The organism is Cereibacter johrii, assembly GCF_001720585.1.
Lineage (GTDB): Bacteria > Pseudomonadota > Alphaproteobacteria > Rhodobacterales > Rhodobacteraceae > Cereibacter_A > Cereibacter_A johrii.
In genome coordinates this window covers 37870-54814 of sequence record NZ_MABH01000043.1, presented here as the reverse complement: position 1 = coordinate 54814, position 16945 = coordinate 37870, and the positions used below count along the sequence as shown (strand labels likewise).

The 16945-nt window shown below is 69.5% G+C and carries 11 protein-coding genes; 6 read left to right on the top strand and 5 right to left on the bottom strand.

What is annotated here, in order from left to right:
- Positions 1 to 2420 (bottom strand): penicillin acylase family protein (locus A9O63_RS02745; RefSeq protein ID WP_069330555.1); only part of this gene is annotated, 2420 nt, incomplete at its 3' end.
- Positions 2421 to 2496: 76 nt separating this feature from the next.
- Between A9O63_RS02745 and A9O63_RS02740 the strand changes: the two genes are divergently transcribed.
- On the top strand, positions 2497 to 3363 hold the full coding sequence (locus tag A9O63_RS02740; protein WP_069330554.1) for an NAD(P)-dependent oxidoreductase: 867 nt from the start codon (positions 2497 to 2499) through the stop codon (positions 3361 to 3363).
- A gap of 203 nt (positions 3364 to 3566) precedes the next feature.
- On the opposite strand, the gene A9O63_RS02735 is transcribed toward A9O63_RS02740, so the two are convergent.
- The gene (locus tag A9O63_RS02735; protein WP_069330553.1) at positions 3567 to 4124 is read right to left on the bottom strand and encodes a lipid-binding SYLF domain-containing protein; all 558 of its coding nucleotides are present in this window, start codon (positions 4122 to 4124) and stop codon (positions 3567 to 3569) included.
- Between the two features lie 126 nt (positions 4125 to 4250).
- On the bottom strand, positions 4251 to 5255 hold the full coding sequence (hemB, locus tag A9O63_RS02730) for a porphobilinogen synthase (protein WP_069330552.1): 1005 nt from the start codon (positions 5253 to 5255) through the stop codon (positions 4251 to 4253).
- Positions 5256 to 5397: 142 nt separating this feature from the next.
- Here hemB and A9O63_RS02725 point away from each other — a divergent pair, with 142 nt between their 5' ends.
- Both A9O63_RS02725 and mfd read left to right on the top strand, forming a co-directional pair.
- Complete coding sequence (locus A9O63_RS02725; RefSeq protein WP_069330551.1) at positions 5398 to 5913, top strand: component of SufBCD complex; 516 nt, start codon at positions 5398 to 5400, stop codon at positions 5911 to 5913.
- An 88-nt stretch (positions 5914 to 6001) separates the two neighbouring features.
- A complete protein-coding gene (gene mfd / locus A9O63_RS02720; protein ID WP_069330550.1) occupies positions 6002 to 9499 on the top strand; it encodes a transcription-repair coupling factor in 3498 nt (1165 codons plus the stop codon).
- A gap of 247 nt (positions 9500 to 9746) precedes the next feature.
- Here mfd and A9O63_RS02715 read toward each other — a convergent pair whose 3' ends face one another.
- Together A9O63_RS02715 and A9O63_RS02710 are read right to left on the bottom strand one after the other, a co-directional pair.
- Positions 9747 to 10964 (bottom strand): multidrug effflux MFS transporter, encoded by a 1218-nt coding sequence (locus A9O63_RS02715; protein ID WP_069330549.1) that lies wholly within the window; start codon positions 10962 to 10964, stop codon positions 9747 to 9749.
- A complete protein-coding gene (locus tag A9O63_RS02710) occupies positions 10961 to 11605 on the bottom strand; it encodes a DsbA family oxidoreductase (protein WP_069330548.1) in 645 nt (214 codons plus the stop codon). The genes A9O63_RS02715 and A9O63_RS02710 overlap by 4 nt, the downstream gene beginning before the upstream one ends.
- 198 nt (positions 11606 to 11803) lie before the next feature.
- Between A9O63_RS02710 and A9O63_RS02705 the strand changes: the two genes are divergently transcribed.
- From A9O63_RS02705 to A9O63_RS02695, 3 genes are read left to right on the top strand one after another with little or no spacing between them, the layout of a single operon-like run.
- Positions 11804 to 12445: a TetR/AcrR family transcriptional regulator gene (locus A9O63_RS02705; protein ID WP_069330547.1), complete on the top strand. Its 642-nt coding sequence runs from the start codon at positions 11804 to 11806 to the stop codon at positions 12443 to 12445.
- A complete protein-coding gene (locus A9O63_RS02700) occupies positions 12433 to 13605 on the top strand; it encodes an efflux RND transporter periplasmic adaptor subunit (protein ID WP_069330546.1) in 1173 nt (390 codons plus the stop codon). The genes A9O63_RS02705 and A9O63_RS02700 overlap by 13 nt, the downstream gene beginning before the upstream one ends.
- A 10-nt stretch (positions 13606 to 13615) precedes the next feature.
- On the top strand, positions 13616 to 16882 hold the full coding sequence (locus tag A9O63_RS02695; protein WP_069330545.1) for an efflux RND transporter permease subunit: 3267 nt from the start codon (positions 13616 to 13618) through the stop codon (positions 16880 to 16882).
- Positions 16883 to 16945 lie beyond the last annotated feature (63 nt).

The window sequence follows — 16945 nt, the reverse complement described above, 5'->3', positions numbered from 1 at the left end:
CGGGCGAGGCCCGGATCGAGCGACATCGGAATATAGTCTCCCCGCCGCCAGAGCTCGCCCAGATTGTCGTAGAAGCGCGAGAGCGGGTGGCCCGACTGGCCGGTCGAGGTGATGAAGACCGACGAATCCGGGTCGGCGAAATCATAGACGCCGCGATAGCCCGCGCCCGCCACATTCTCGTCGGGGTTAGGTCCAGTGCCGCGGGACACGCCCCGCATCAGCGTCTGGTCGCCGCCCGAGGTGGATTGGCGGATGTTCACGAAATAGCGCAGCACCGGCACCTGACCCAGCGTCGGATGGTCGTGGGTGGCCTGATGCGCGTCGCCCCAGCGCCAGCTTTCGACATTCGGGCCCCAGTCCTCGGTCAGGCGCACCAGCGCATCGTCGAGCGCCATGCGCGCGATGTCGGTGCAGCTCTCGGTGGCGGCCGACTGGATGATGTCGCACCAGACCGCAGCGCCGTCCGTGTTGCGATAGACGCGCTCGACGAAATCGGGTTGCAGATGGTCGAACTCGTCGGCGAGCGGGCCCAGCTCGTCGCGGATGAGCCGGTCCTGCAGCGCCCGCATCCAGGCCATGTAGATCAGCGGTTCGGGCAGATGCTCGTTCATCTCGCCGTTCCATTCCGCAAGGAGCGCCAGCGCCCGCTGCCGCAGCCGCTCGGGCGTGCCCTCGGGCGCGGCCTCGCCGGTGAACCACAGATCCGCCGCCACGAGGGGCAGGAGGTTCCGCGCCGTGGGCGAGACGGTGTCGAGCTGCGCCTCGATGAAGCTCTCGCGGGTATGGACCTCGCGGCTCTTCATCAGCGCGAGCCAGCGCTGGATGCGCTGCGTGTCGCCCCAGTCGAACGAGACATGGAGCGGGAAGGGCCGATCCACCGTCTTGTTGTTGGTATTGCCGAGGATGCCCGTCTCGGGGGCCACCACACGCGGATTCTCCTCGTAGGGGAAGGTGCCCTGCCAGCGGTTCCCGGCGATCCAGCCGGGCGAGGGCATCCGGCCCTTCGACTGGTGCGCGGGATCGCGCCGGGGCATCGCCCCCACGGTCTGCAGCGCCACCCCCTGCGTGTCCGCGAGCATGAGGTTCTGCGCCGGCGCCACGAAGAGGCGCCCCGCCTCGATGGCCTCGTCGATGCTCGCGGCCTTCATCAGCCGGACGGCCGCGCTCATCGACGTGTCCGCGGGCGAGAGCGCCGTCCAGGACAGCGAGGCCACATGGCCGGGCGGGGTGATGGCGGCAAGATCGTAGTGGGTGCCCGGCAGGACGGGGCCGTTGTCGGTCCAGCGCAGGGTGATGGTGATGGGGCGCGCGTCCTTCACCTTTATGATCGAGCGGCGGGGCTCGAACCGCTTCCAGCCGTCGGGCGTGCGGTATTCCTCGTGGTTCTCGGGGTTCACCTCCTCGATATGGATGTCCTGATCGTCGAGATAGGCCGAGGTCAGGGCCCAGCCGAGCCGGTTCGACCGGCCGAGGAGCACCGCGGGCACCCCGGGCAGGGTCGCACCGATCACGCCCCCCGAGGCAAGCTGGAGCCGGGCCAGATACCAGACCGACGGCGCGGTGAAGCCCAGATGCGGGTCGTTGGCCAGAAGCGATCCGCCCGCGGCCGAGTGCGAGGGGGCCGCAGCCCAGGCATTCGAGGCGCCGGAGAGGGCCTTCGTGTGGAAGGGCGAGAGCGGATCCTCGACATGCTCGGCCTTGCGCAGCGCGGGGAACGGGCCCGGCACGAGGCTTGCGTAGGAGGGCAGCGCGATCACGCCTGCGCCCGGCACATCGGGCAGCAGGTCCGCCACCCGGGCGTCGGGCAAGAGCAGCGAGGCCCGCGCCCTGAGCACCTCGGATTGCAGGTGCGACGAGAGCTGAAGCGCCATCAGCTTGATGAGCGCGATGCTGTCGGCCGGACGCCAGACCGCGATCTCGTTCGAGAAGAGGAAGAATTCCGGCGCCCCGCGGCCACGGGCATCGGCATTCACCTCGCCGATCCAGGCGTTGACGCCGCGGGCATAGGCCTCGAGCGCGGCGCGCGTCTCGGGATCCTGCGCCTCGACCGAGCTCTGGGCGAGCCCGTAGAGGTCGTAGCGGCGCATGAGCTCGTCGATCTTCAGCGTCCGCTCGCCGAACACTTCCGACAGCCGCCCCTGCGCCGTGCGCCGCATCGTGACCATCTGCCAGAGCCGGTCCTGCGCATGGGCGAAGCCCAGCGCGAAATAGACATCCTCGTCGGTCTGGCCGAAGATATGGGGCACGTTGGCATCGTTGCGCACGATCTCGACCGGGCCCGAGAGGCCCTCGATGCGGAAGCTCTCGTTATAGTCGGGCAGCGAGCGCGACAGGAAATAGTAGCCGATCAGCGTGACCGCGAGCGCGAGCACCACGAGGCCGGTGAAGATGCGCAGGAGCCAGCGGAAGACGACGATCATGGGGCCCGTCCTTGACGCGAGAGGTCGGAATGGTTCCTAGTCGATCCGTGACATGACGGCAATCGGGAGGAAGATCATGGCCAAGCTGGCATTTCTGGGACTGGGGGTCATGGGCTTCCCGATGGCGGGGCATCTCGCGGCCAAGGGGCACGAGGTGACGGTCTACAATCGCAGCCCCGCCAAGGCCGAGGCCTGGGTCGCGCAGCATGGCGGACGCGCGGCCGCCACGCCGGCCGAGGCCGTGGCGGGTGCCGCATTCGTGATGGCCTGCGTGGGCAACGACGACGACCTGCGCTCGATCTGCCGTGGCGCGAGCGGCGCCTTCGCCGGCATGGAGCGGGGCGCGATCTTCGTCGATCACACCACCGTCTCGGCGCAGGTCACGCGCGAACTTGCGGCCGAGGCAGACGGGCTTGGTCTGGGCTTCGTCGATGCGCCGGTTTCGGGCGGGCAGGCGGGGGCCGAGAACGGCGTCCTGTCGATCATGTGCGGCGGCTCGGAGGCGCATTACGCAGCGGCCGAGCCGGTGATGGCGGCCTATGCCCGGATCTGCCGCAGGCTCGGCGACAGCGGCTCGGGCCAGATCGCCAAGATGATGAACCAGATCTGCATCGCGGGGCTGGTGCAGGGGCTGGCCGAGGCGCTGGCCTTCGGCGAGAAGGCGGGCATGGATGGCAAGGCCGTGGTCGAGGTCATCAGTCAGGGCGCTGCCGGCAGCTGGCAGATGGCCAACCGGCATGGCTCGATGCTCGACGGCAAGTTCGACTACGGATTCGCCGTGGACTGGATGCGCAAGGATCTGGGCATCTGCCTCAGGACCGCCGACGAGGTGGGGGCGAGCCTGCCGGTGACGGCGCTTGTGGACCAGTTCTACAAGGAGGTCCAGCAGATGGGCGGCGGGCGCTGGGACACCTCCGCGCTCATCAAGCGCCTGACGCGCTGAGACGGGCTGCCGCCCGCAATCCGCAACCGGAAGGCCCCCGACAGCTGCACCTCGGTCGCGCGGTCGGGCGCTCCCTCCCTTGATCCCGCATGGGGCTACCCGCGCGGACCGGCTCGCCGGGCGCCAAGGCCAAAGGTCGGCATGCCCGCATGAAAAGGGCCCCGGGAATGGCTCCCGGGGCCCGGATCGCGAAGAAGGCCGCGTCAGGGGATGATGCGCGAATATTTCACGCCGCCGAGCGTCGCTCCGGCGATCAGGCCCGACTGGCCGAAGACCAGCGCGACGACGGGCTGGATCTCGGTCGTTTCCTTGCCGAGGCTCGCGCCCTGATCGGGCGTGGCGTAGCGCACGTCCGCACCCACCGCCCAGCCGGTGCCGGCGCGGAAGTCGGCCAGCGCCTGCTCGGTCATGAAGAAGAGCGCATGGGCATATTGCTGCGCGCCGATCTGGAAGCCGATGGTGGCGCGGGTGGCCGAGTAGTAATCCACCGTGATGTCATTGATGCGGAGCGCGCCGCGGCCGTAGGCGCCGCCCAGGCCGAAGCCCGCCTCGGTCACGAGCGGCATGTAGAGCACGCCCTTGGCATCGCGGGCGAGGTCGCGCGTGCCGGGGTAGCGGTCGAAGAGATAGTCGCGCGTGGCGTCCACCCGTGCATCGATCACCGCCGCATTGTTGTTGCCCACGCCGTTGGCGCAGCCTGCGACCAGCGCCAGAGCCACGCCGGCGGTGCCGAGAAAAGCCCGTCTCGAAAAATCAGCCATGGAAACCCTCATTCCGCCTCAAGTCCCTGGGGCGGGGATCTTCGTCCCCTGACGGACACTTGTATCGCGTTCTTCGCCCTTTGTCAGCCCGCTGCGTCCCGGCCGCGGCAGCCGCCTGCCGATGGGTCAGCGCATGCCGTTCAGCAGCCGTGCCGCCTCGGGGGCGAAATAGGTTAGGATGCCGTCGCAGCCCGCGCGCTTGAAGCAGAGCAGGCTCTCCATCATCGCGGCCTCGCCCTTGATCCAGCCGCGGTCGGCCGCGCCCCGGATCATCGCATATTCGCCCGAGACCTGGTAGGCGTAGGTCGGCACGCCGAAGGCGTCCTTCACCCGCCGGCAGATGTCGAGATAGGGCATCCCGGGCTTCACCATCACCATGTCGGCGCCCTCGCGCAGGTCGCGCTCGATCAGCCGCAGCGCCTCGTCCGAATTGCCGGGATCCATCTGGTAGGTCTTCTTGTCGCCCTTGAGCGCGCCCGAGGCTCCCACCGCATCGCGGAACGGGCCATAGAAGGCCGAGGCATATTTCGCCGAATAGGAGAGGATCGCCACATCCTTGTGGCCCGCCGCCTCGAGCGCGGTCCGCATCGCGCCGATGCGGCCGTCCATCATGTCCGACGGCCCGAGGATGTCCGCGCCCGCCTCGGCCTGCGCCAGCGCCATCCGCACCAGCGCCTCGACCGTCTCGTCGTTCAGGATGATCCCGTCGCGCACCAGCCCGTCGTGGCCGTTCGCATTGTAGGGATCGAGCGCCACATCGGTCATGACGGCCAGTTCGGGCACCGCGGCCTTGATGGCGCGGATCGCCCGGTTGGCGAGGTTGCAGGGGTTCCAGGCCTCCTCGCAGAGCTCGGTCTTCAGCGACGGATCGGTGTAGGGAAAGAGGCAGACCGCCGGGATGCCGAGGCTTGCGGCCTCTTCGGCCGCGGCCACGATCCGGTCGACCGAGCGGCGCACCACGCCCGGCATGGAATGGATCGGCTCTTCGATGTTCTCTCCGTCGCGCACGAAGAGCGGCCATATCAGATCGCCCGTGGTCAGCGTATATTCCTGCGTGAGCCGGCGCAGCGCGTCGGTGCGCCGGGTGCGGCGGAAGCGGGCATGGGGGTAGGCGGCTTGGATCGGGCGCATGGCTGTCCTCGGGAACGTCACGGGCACACGGCGCCCGTGCTTGGAAATTTCCTTGTGCCTGCCATGGAAAGACCCCCATCTCAAGGGTACGAATGCCGCAAGGGCGGTATGCAGGATCGTCCGGGCAGGAGGCAGGCCGCAGGTGGATTTCTACGTCCGTATGTCCGAGGTGATCGATTTCCGCTCCTTCTCGAACCTCTGGTTCTGGATCGCGCTGGCGGTGATGTGGTCGACGGCCAGCCACTGGGTGATGGGCGTGCCCTGGGATCTGGTGCAGCGGGCCCGCAGGCAGGGCGGGCGCGCGGGCGAGGATGTCCATCAGCTGGCCTGCATCCATGCGGGGCGGCTGCGCCACATCGGCGAGGCGGCGGGCCTCTGGGTCGTGGCGCTGGCCTCGTTCCTGCTGACCGCACTGGGGATTCTGGGCTTCCGCTACGGGCTCGAGTTCGCGCAGGCGCTCTTCTGCCTCGGGTTCCCCATGATGCTCGTGGCCGGCATGAGCCACCGCACCGCGCACCGGATCGAGGATCTGGCGGGGCCGGAGCTTTACCATGCGCTCTCCTCGCACCGGCGGCGGGTGCAGGGTCTTGGCGTGGTGGCGATCTTCTTCACCGCCCTCTGGGGGATGTATCAGAACCTGCGCATCGGCGCGCTCTGACGGGCCCCGTGCCTCGGCCCGGACGCGCCGGTCCGCCTCGCAACACGCAAGCCGTTGACGCGGCGGCGGGCCCTGTTAAGTGAGCCTCATGCAGAACGGAACGCGGATCCTCCTCGGCGGTGCGCCCGAGGGCTACGATGCCCGGCTGGTCGCGAAAGAGCTCGACCGCGGTGCCCCTGTCATTCACGTCGCGCGCGACGACAAGCGGCTGGAGGCCATGCGCACGGCGCTGGCCGTCATGGCGCCGCGCGCCGTGGTGCTGGAGCTTCCCGCCTGGGACTGCCTGCCCTACGACCGGGTCTCGCCCAACCCCGAGATCTCGGCGCGGCGGATGGCGACGCTGGCGGCGCTCGCCCACGGGATGCCGGGCGCCTTCGTGCTGCTGACCACGCTCAATGCCGCGACCCAGCGCATTCCCGCGCGCGAGGTTCTGCGGGCGGCCTCCTTCTCGGCCCGCGTGGGCGACCGGGTGGATGAAGGACGGCTGAGATCCTATCTCGCCCGCATGGGGTTCTCGCTCACCGACACGGTGACGGAGCCCGGCGACTATGCGATCCGCGGCGGCATCGTCGATATCTACCCGCCGGGCGTGGCGGGGCCGGTGCGGCTCGACTTCTTCGGCGACGTGCTGGACGGGGCGCGCCGCTTCGACCCCGAGACCCAGCGCACGGTCGAGAAGCTCGACCTCGTGGAACTGGCCCCGGTGTCCGAGGTGATGCTGGACGAGGGCGCCATCACCCGCTTCCGCCAGAACTACCGGATCGAGTTCGGCGCGGCGGGGACGGACGACCCGCTCTACGAGGCCGTGTCGGCGGGCCGCAAGCATCAGGGGATGGAGCACTGGCTGCCCTTCTTCCACGAGCGGCTCGAGACGCTCTTCGACTATCTGCCCGAGGCGGCGGTGATGCTCGACGATCAGGTGACGCCCGCGCGGATCTCGCGCTGGGAGGGGATCGCCGATCAGTACGACGCGCGGCGCGAGGCGATGACGGCCAAGGGCCGGCTCGACACGGTCTACAAGCCCGCCGCGCCGGATCTCCTCTATCTCGACGAGGCCGCCTGGGAGGCGGCGGTGGCGGGGCATCGGGCGATCCAGCTCTCGCCGCTGGCCCAGAGCCCGGGTCCGGGCGTGCTCGACGCGGGCGGGCGGATGGGGCGCAGCTTCGCGCCCGAGCGTCAGGCCGAAAACATCAGCCTGTTCGGTGCCTTGGTGGATCATGTTCGCGCCTTGCGCGAAGATCGGCAGGTGGTGATCGCGAGCTGGTCCGAGGGCGCGCGCGAACGGCTGAAGGGGCTTCTCGAGGAAGCGGGCCTGCAGGGGACGAAGCTCGTTCAGGACATCTGCGACGTGCCCGAGGGGCGCGGCGGCACGCATCTGATGGTCTGGGCGCTGGAGCAGGGCTTCACGGCGCCGGGCCTTGCCGTGATCTCGGAACAGGATGTGCTGGGCGACCGGCTGATCTCGAAGCCGAAGAAGCGCCGGAAGGCCGAGAATTTCCTGCGCGAGCACGATACGCTGACGCCCGGCGATCTGGTCGTGCATGTCGAGCATGGCGTGGGCCGCTACATGGGGCTCGAGACGCTGCGCGTGCCGCAGCCGCCCTCGAACAAGCCGGGGCCGCCGCACGATTACCTGCATCTCGTCTATGCCGAGGACGCCAAGCTCTACCTCCCGGTCGAGAACATCGAGCTTCTGAGCCGTTACGGGCACGAGGAGGGGCTCCTCGACAAGCTGGGCGGCGGGGCGTGGCAGGCCAAGAAGGCCCGCCTCAAGGAGCGTATCCGCGAGATCGCCGAGCGGCTCATGCGGATCGCGGCCGAGCGGCACCTGCGCCATGCGCCGATCCTCGAGGCGCCGCATTCGCTGTGGGAGGCCTTCTCGGCCCGCTTCCCCTATCAGGAGACGGACGACCAGCTGTCGGCCATCGCCGATGTCGTCAAGGATCTCGAATCCGGCAGCCCGATGGACAGGCTCGTGGTGGGCGACGTGGGCTTCGGCAAGACCGAGGTCGCGATGCGGGCGGCGTTCGTGGCGGCGCTGGCGGGCATGCAGGTGGCTGTCATCTGCCCGACCACGCTGCTCGCCCGTCAGCATTTCCGCAGCTTTGCCGAGCGCTTCCGCGGCTTTCCGATGAAGGTGCGTCAACTGTCGCGCTTCGTCTCGGCCAGGGAGGCGGCCGAGACGCGGGCGGGCCTCGCCGACGGCACGGTCGATATCTGCATCGGCACCCATGCGCTTCTGGCCAAGGGCGTGAAGCTGAAGAACCTCGGGCTCCTCATCATCGACGAGGAGCAGCATTTCGGCGTGTCGCACAAGGAGCGGCTGAAGGAGATGCGCTCCGAGGTCCATGTGCTGACCCTCACCGCGACGCCCATCCCGCGGACGCTGCAACTCTCGCTCACGGGCGTGCGGGATCTGTCGATCATCGCGACGCCGCCCGTGGACCGGCTCGCGATCCGCACCTACGTCTCGGAATTCGACACGGTGACGATCCGCGAGGCGCTTCTGCGCGAGCGGTATCGGGGCGGGCAGAGCTTCTTCGTCGTCCCGCGGCTCTCGGATCTGCCGGACATGGAGGCTTTCCTGCGCGACCATGTGCCGGAGATCTCCTATGTGGTGGCCCACGGCCAGCTGGCCGCGGGCGAGCTCGACGAGCGGATGAATGCCTTTTACGACGGCAAGTTCGACGTGCTTCTGGCCACGACGATCGTTGAATCGGGCCTCGACATCCCGACCGCCAACACGATGATCGTCCATCGCGCCGACATGTTCGGGCTGAGCCAGCTCTACCAGATCCGCGGCCGGGTGGGCCGGGCCAAGACGCGGGCCTATTGCTACCTCACGACGAAGCCCCGCGCGCCGCTCACGCCGCAGGCGATCAAGCGGCTGCGGTTGCTGGCCAGCCTCGACAGCCTCGGCGCGGGCTTCAATCTGGCCTCGCACGACCTCGACCTGCGCGGGGCGGGGACCCTCCTCGGCGAGGAACAGTCGGGCCATATCAAGGAGGTGGGCTACGAGCTTTACCAGCAGATGCTGGAGGAGACGATCCAGAAGATCCGCTCGGGCGAGCTGCAGGGCTTGAGCGAGCCCGACGAGCAGTGGGCGCCGCAGATCAACCTCGGCGTTCCCGTGCTGATCCCGGAAGAGTTCGTGCCCGATCTCGACGTGCGGCTGGGGCTTTACCGCAGGCTTTCGGGTCTGACGACCAAGGTCGAGCTCGAAGGGTTCGCGGCAGAGCTGATCGACCGGTTCGGGCCGCTCCCGCGGGAGGTCAATACGCTCCTCCTCGTGGTGCGCATCAAGGCCATGTGCAAGCGCGCGGGCATCTCGCGGCTCGAGACCGGCCCGCGCGGGGCCACGGTCCAGTTCCACAACGACAAGTTCGCCAATCCGGCGGGGCTCGTGGATTTCATCAAGGCGCAGGGCGAGACGGCGCGGGTGAAGGACAACAAGATCGTGCTCGCGCGCGACTGGAAGACCGAGGCCGAACGCATCAAGGGCGCCTTCGCCATCGCCCGCGATCTGGCCGAGAAGGTGGTCAAGCCGGAGAAGACCCCCGCCAAGGTCGCCCGTCCGGCGGGCTAGGCGAGGCGGGAGCGAGACCGCGATCCCTATCGCGCCGTGGTGCAGAGGCCGCCCGTCCGGCGGGTAGGGCGAAGGCAGGGGCAGGATCGAGACCGCGCTCCCTGACGCGCTGCCGGGCAAAGGCGAGCCGGGGGAAGGCAGGGGGACCGCAGCGCGGCGGGAGAGCGGTCGGAGCCGGTCCGCGCCTCCGGCCTGCTCAAGAGAAGCGGCAGGGACGGCCCGGAGGCCCTCCCTGCGTGGCGGACCATCAGCTCCGGGGCAACGAGCGGATCAGCAGATAGCCCAGCCCCGCAAAGCAGGCCACGCCCAGCATGAGCGGCACGGGCGTGCCGTCGAAGGCGAGACCCAGCGGCGCGGCAAGACAGACCGCGAGGACGGTCGCGATCGAGCCGATGACCGAAGCCGCCATCCCCGCGATATGGCCGACCGGCTCCATCGCAAGCGCGTTGAGGTTGCCGAGCGTGAGGCCCGCGGTGAAGAAGACGCCCGTCGTCCAGGCCACATAGGCCGGGAAGGCCAGCGCCGCCGGCCAGAGATCGGCCGCGTTCATCCCCAACATGCCGAGCGAGACGAGGAACTGAACCCCGAGCGCGACCGTCACGAGGAAGCGCATCCCGAGCCGCATGACGAGGGCCGCATTCACGAGGCTCGCGCTGCCCGCCATGAGGGCGATGGCCGCGAACCAGAGCGGGAAGCTCTCGGCCCGGCCCCAGGTCGTGTCGAAGATCTGCTGGGTCGACGACAGCGTGCCGAAGAGCGCGCCGAAGACCAGCGTCTGCACGCCGATGGCGGTGAGGATCACCCGGTGCGAGAGCACCTCGCGGAAGGCCGAGACCAGCCCCTCGACCGAGAAGGGCCGCCGCGTCTCGGGCGGAAGCGTCTCGGGCTGGCGCACGGAGACCCAGAGGATCGAGACGGCCGAAAAGGCCAGGAATGACAGGAAGATGCCGCGCCAGCCCAGAGCCTCGATGACGACCGTGCCGAGGAGCGGCGCCACCGCCGGCACCAGCGTGAAGATCAGCATGGCGAAGCTCATGATCCGCGCCATCTCGCGCCCGCGGTAGAGGTCGCGGACGAGCGCCAGCGACACGACCCGCGGGGCCGCAGCGCCGAGCCCGCCTGCCACGCGGGCAAGCAGCATGAACTCGAGCGTGGGGGCCGCCCAGGCGCAGAGTGCCGCGAGGCAATAGAGGACGGCGCCGCCCATGATGACCTTCTTGCGCCCGAAGCGGTCCGAGAGCGGTCCTGCGAAGATCGTGCCGATCCCCATGCCGAGGATGAAGCTCGTGAGGATCAGCTGGGCGCGGTTCGGCGCGTCGGGGCTCAGCTCGGCCGCGATCTGGGGCAGGGCGGGCAGCATGGAATCGATGGAAAAGGCCACGGTCGCGAAGAGCATCGCGATCATGCCGATGAATTCGGGCTTCGAGAGCCGCCCGCTCTCGGGTGTGCCGGCGAAGGAGGTCATGCGTCGGGTCCCTTCGCTGCGGCCAGTTCGTCGATCACCTGCTGCCAGAGCTCGACCGGCTGGGCGCCGGGCACCACATGGCGGCGGGCGACGAGGAAGGTGGGCACCGCCCGCACGCCCTTGGCGCGTGCATCCGCATCCCGCGCGGCCAGATCCTCGCGGTCGGCATCCGAGGAAAGAAGCCTGAGCGTCAGCGCCCGGTCCATGCCGCAGCGCCCGGCGATGTCGGCCAGCACCTCGGGCGCGCCGATGTCGAGCCCTTCGCGGAAATAGCCGCGGAAGAGGGCGGAGACCACCGCCGCCTGCCGCCCCTCGAGCCCGGCCCAATGGATCAGCCGGTGGGCGTCGAGCGTGTTGGGCGTGCGGTCGATCGCGGCAAAGTCGATCTCGAGCCCCGCCGCCTCGGCTGCGGCCTGCACCTGGGCATAGGCCTCGACGGCGGCCTGACGCCCGCCGAACTTGGTCTCGAGGTAGCTGCGCCGGTCCATCCCCTCGGGGGGCATGTCGGGATTGAGCTGGAACGGATGCCATTCGATGAGGAACGGATGGTCGGGGCGCGTCTCGAGCGCGCGGTCCAGATGCGCCTTGCCGATGTAGCACCAGGGGCAGACGGGATCCGAGAAGATGTCGAGGCGGATCATGGCCGCTCCTTTGGAAATCCTGCGTTGGGGGGTGGGCCGCGGCGGACATGCCCGAACGGGAGCCCTGCGGCGATGCGCCATCTCGTGCTACGCCTGCCTGCCGGGCGATGCAAGCGGGGGCGCCTCACGCCCTCTTGATCTTGCCCGGCGGCTCTCTATGTGCGAATGAACGTTCATTCGCCAGCCGCACGAGGCCCCATGCCCGACAGCTCTGCCCCCGTTCCGCGCGGCGACGAGATCCTCGACCAGATCCGCGGCACCTTCGCGGAGAAGGGGTTCGACGGCGCGTCGATGCAGGATCTGGCCCGCGCCGCAGGCATGAGCGTCGGCAACTTCTACCGCTACTTTCCCTCGAAGGCCGCCATCGTCGAGGCGATCGTGCGGCGCGACCTCGAAAGCGTCGAGCGCGACTTCGCGGCCGTGGTCTCTTCCGACGATCCGATGGCGCGGCTGCGCGAGATCCTGCGCTACCGGATCGAGGTGGAGCTCTGCGAGGAGGATGCGCCGCTCTGGGCCGAGATCACCGCCATGGCGCACCGCAACCCCGAGATCGCGGGCATCTGCGACCGCATGGAGACGGAGATCCGCCGGGCCTTCCTCGGGATCTTCGCCCGCGTGACGGGGCAGCCTCCGGCGGAGGTCGAGGCACGCTTTGCAGCCCATGCCGCCTTCCTCGTGATGCTGGTGCGCGCCTGGGCGCTCGACTGGCCGCAGAAGCGGGCCGGGTCGGTCGAACTGAAATCCCTTCTGCTGCGCAGCATCGATGCCACCCTCGACGAGGTGGCACGGTGCGCGGCGCGCGATCCTTCGAAAGCGAGAGGTCTGCCATGCGGCGCCTGATGACGATTGCCCTTCTTGCCGGTCTGATGCCCTGGGCGAGCCCCGCGCAGGAGGCCGCGCCGCAGGCCTCGGCCGCTCAGGCCCTGCCCGCCATCACGGTCTCGACGGTCGTGCGCCGGCCGATGCGCGACCGGGTGATCGCCTCGGGGCTGATCGGCGCGGTCGAGCTCGTGCAGGTCCAGCCGCTGATCGAGGGCCAGCCCATCGAAACGCTCGAGGCCGATGTGGGCGATAGGGTGGCCCAGGGGCAGGTGCTGGCGCGCCTGTCGGTCTCGACGCTCGAGCTGCAGAAGAGCCAGTTCACCGCCTCGCTCGCCTCGGCGCGCGCCACCATCGCTCAGGCCGAGGCGCAGGTGCTCGAGGCCAAGGCCTCCGCCGACGAGGCCGAGCGGGTGAACCGGCGCACCGCGCAGCTGCGCCAGCAGGGCGCGGCCTCGCAGGCGGCGGCCGATACGGCGCAGGCAGCCTCGGTCTCGGCCAACGCCCGCGTAATGGTCGCGCGCCAGACGCTCGAGGCCGCGCGGGCGCAGGTGGCGCTGGCCGAGGCGCAGCTGGCCAATATCGAGCTGCAGCTGAACCGCACGTCGGTGGTGGCGCCGGTGGCGGGCGAGATCGTCTCGCGCAATGCCAAGGTCGGCGCCATCGCCTCGGCGCAGGGCGAGCCCATGTTCACGCTGCTGCGCGACGGGCAGCTCGAACTCTTCGCCGATGTGGCCGAGCAGGATCTGCTGCGGCTCAGGCCCGGGCAGACGGTGCTGATCCGCACGCTCGGCGCGGTGGACCCGCTCGAAGGGACGGTCCGGCTGGTCGAGCCCGCCATCGACACCGCAACCCGCCTCGGCCGTGCGCGCATAGCCATCGGCCATATGGAGGCCGTGCGCTCGGGCATGTTCGCCGAGGCCGAGATCCTCGTGAGCGAGCGCGATGCGCTGGCGGTGCCGGTGACGGCGGTCAGCGGCGGCGCCGACGGCGCGACGGTCCTGCGCGTGCGTCAGGGCGGCGAGGTGGAGCGGACGCCCGTCACCACCGGCATCCGCGACCGCGGCATGGTCGAGATCGTCGAGGGCCTGTTCTCGAACGACCTCGTGGTCACGAAGGCCGGCGCCTTCGTGCGCCCCGGAGACCGGGTGAACCCGGTCCCCGCCGAACCCGTCAACTGAGGCGCCCGCGATGAACTTCTCCGCCTGGTCGATCCGCAATCCGGTCGCGCCGCTCCTCGGCTTCGTCCTGCTGATGGTGCTGGGCTGGCAGGCCTTCAACACGCTGCCCATCACGCGCTTTCCGAACATCGACGTGCCGCTGGTGGCGGTGACGGTCGATCAGGCCGGCGCCGCGCCCGCCGAGATGGAGACGCAGGTCACCAAGGAGATCGAGGATGCGGTGGCGGGCGTCACCGGGGTGAAGAACATCACCTCGACCGTGGTGGACGGCCGCTCGACCACCGTCGTCGAGTTCCGCATGGAGGTGCCCACCGACAAGGCGGTGCAGGACACGAAGGACGCCATCGACCAGATCCGCGGCGACCTGCCGGGCGGGATCGAGGCGCCCATCGTGACGCGCATCGACGTCGAGGGGCAGGCGATCATGACCTTCGCCGTCTCCTCGCCAAACATGACGATCGAGGAACTGTCCTGGTTCGTGGACGACACGATCACCCGCGCGCTTCAGGGCAAGCCCGGCATCGGCCGGGTGGACCGCTACGGCGGAGCCGAACGCGAGATCCGGGTGGAGCTCGATCCGGTGAAGCTCGACAGTTTCGGCATCACCGCGCCGCAGGTGAACGCGCAGCTGCGCGCGACGAATGCCAATCTCGGCTCGGGCCGGGCCGAGCTCGGGCAGGGCGAGCAGGCGATCCGCGTGCTGGGCGATGCGGCGACGGCCGGGCGGCTCGCCGCCACGACCATCGCGCTGCCCTCGGGGCGCTTCGTGCGGCTCTCGGATCTGGGCGAGGTGGTGGACAGCTACGAGGAGCTGCGCTCCTTCTCGCGCTTCAACGGCGAGCCGGTGGTGACCTTCGCGGTCTTCCGCGCCAAGGGCGCGAGCGAGGTCTCGGTGGCCGAGACCGTGAATGCGGTTCTGGCCGATCTCGCACGGGCGCATCCCGAGGTCCGCACCGAGCTGGTGGACGATACGGTCTTCTACACCTACGGCAACTACGAGGCGGCGCTTCACACGCTCCTAGAGGGGGCGCTTCTGGCCACGCTCGTGGTGCTGGCCTTCCTGCGGAACTGGCGCGCGACCTTCATCGCGGCGGTGGCGCTGCCCCTGTCGGCGGTGCCGACCTTCTGGGTGATGGATCTGCTGGGCTTCTCGCTCAACCTCGTGAGCTTCCTCGCCATCACGCTCGCCACCGGCATCCTCGTCGACGATGCCATCGTCGAGATCGAGAACATCGCGCGCCACATCCGCATGGGCAAATCGCCCTACCGCGCGGCCATCGACGCGGCCGACGAGATCGGCATGGCGGTGATCGCCACGTCGCTCACCATCGTCGCGGTCTTCGTGCCGGTCTCGTTCATGCCCGGCATCCCGGGGCAGTATTTCGCCCAGTTCGGCCTCACCGTCGCCATTTCGGTGCTTTTCTCGCTCCTCGTGGCGCGGCTCATCACGCCGATGATGGCGGCCTATCTCATGCGCGCGAAGGATGCCGACGAGAAATCCCACGGCGACGGCTTCATCATGCGCGGCTATCTGGGCCTCGTGCGCCAGACCCTGCGCTTCCGCTATCTCACCCTTCTGGCGGCCATCGGGGTCTTCGCCGTCTCGATGTTCTTCATGCTGCGCATTCCGGGCAGCTTCATCCCGCCCGAGGACGTGAGCCGCATCCCGCTCAGCGTGGAGCTTGCCCCCGGCAGTTCGCTCGACGAGACCGACCGGACGACGCAGGCGATCCTCGACCGGATCCGCGACGTGAAGGGGGTGGAGAATGTCTTCGTGCTGGGCGGAGCCTCGCCCACGGGCGAGCGCGACATCCGCCGCGCGGCGGTGACGGTGCTGCTCGAAAAGCTCGACCACCGGCTCAGCTACCGCATCGTGACGCTGGCCGGGCGGCTGCCGCTCGTGGGGCCGTTCCTGCCGCAGATGACGCCCGAGGGCCGCGTCCGGCCGCAGAACGAGATCGAGGCCGAGATCTTCGCGCGGATCGCCGACGTGCCCGACGTGCGCGCCTTCAAGCTGAACGACCGGGGCGAGCGCGACCTGAGCTTCTCGATCCTCTCGAGCAACGAGGCCGACCTGAACGCGGCGGTGGCGCGGCTCGAATCCGCGCTCAGGGGCGACCCGCTGCTGGCCGATGTGGCCTCGGAGGGGGCGCTGCCGCGCCCTGAGCTGCAGATCACGCCGCGGGGCGACGAGGCGGCCCGGCTCGGCGTGACCACGGCGCAGATCGCCGAGATCGTGCGGGTGGCGACCATCGGCGACATCGACGCGAGCCTCGCCAAGATCTCGCTCGACGGGCGCCAGATCCCGGTGCGGGTGCAGCTCGCGACCGCGGCGCGGGGCGATCTGGCCCGCATCGCGGCGCTGAAGGTCACCACCGCCTCCGGCGCGCAGGTGCCGCTCTCGGCGGTGGCCGACATCCGCATCGCCGAGGGTCCGAGCGTCGTCGACCGGCTGAACCGCGAGCGGCGTGCGACCATCGGGGCGAACCTGCCCGTGGGCGTGGCGCTGGGCACCGCCTCGGCGCGCTTCAAGGAGATCACCGAAAGCGTGGCCCTGCCGCCCACCGTGCGGATTCAGGAGGCGGGCGACGCCGAGGTGCAGCAGGAGCTGATGACGAGCTTCGGCAATGCGATGATCCTCGGGCTCATGCTGGTGCTGACCGTGCTGATCCTGCTGTTCCGCTCGGTGCTCCAGCCCTTCACCATCCTCTTCTCGCTGCCGCTGGCCATCGGGGGCGTCGCCGCGGCGCTGATCCTGACGGGCTCGGCGCTCTCCATGCCGGTGCTGATCGGGATCCTGATGCTGATGGGGATCGTGACCAAGAACGCGATCCTGCTCGTGGATTTCGCGGTCGAGATGCGGGCGCGGGGCATGGACCGGTTCTCCGCGATCATGGAGGCCGGCCACAAGCGGGCCCGTCCCATCGTCATGACCTCGATCGCCATGTCGGCGGGGATGCTGCCCTCGGCTCTGGGCGTGGGCGAGGGCGGGCCGTTCCGCGCGCCGATGGCCACCGCCGTGATCGGCGGCATCATCGTCTCGACGGTGCTGAGCCTCGTGATCGTGCCGTCCTTCTTCCTCATCATGGACGATCTCTCGCGGCTCTTCGCCCGGCTCTTCCGCGGCATCGCGGGGGCCCGGGAAGAGGAGGCGCCGCAGCCCACCCCCGAGGAGCTGGCCGAGCGCCTGAGCGCGCGGGAGGCGGATCTGGCAGCACTTCAGGCGCGGGTGGCCGAGCTCGAACAGGCGCCGAAGCGGATGTTCGTCGCACAGTGAAGACCGCCCGGCCCTGCGGGAGGGCCGGGGGATCGTCCGATCCTGTCAGGAGAAAGGCCGGGC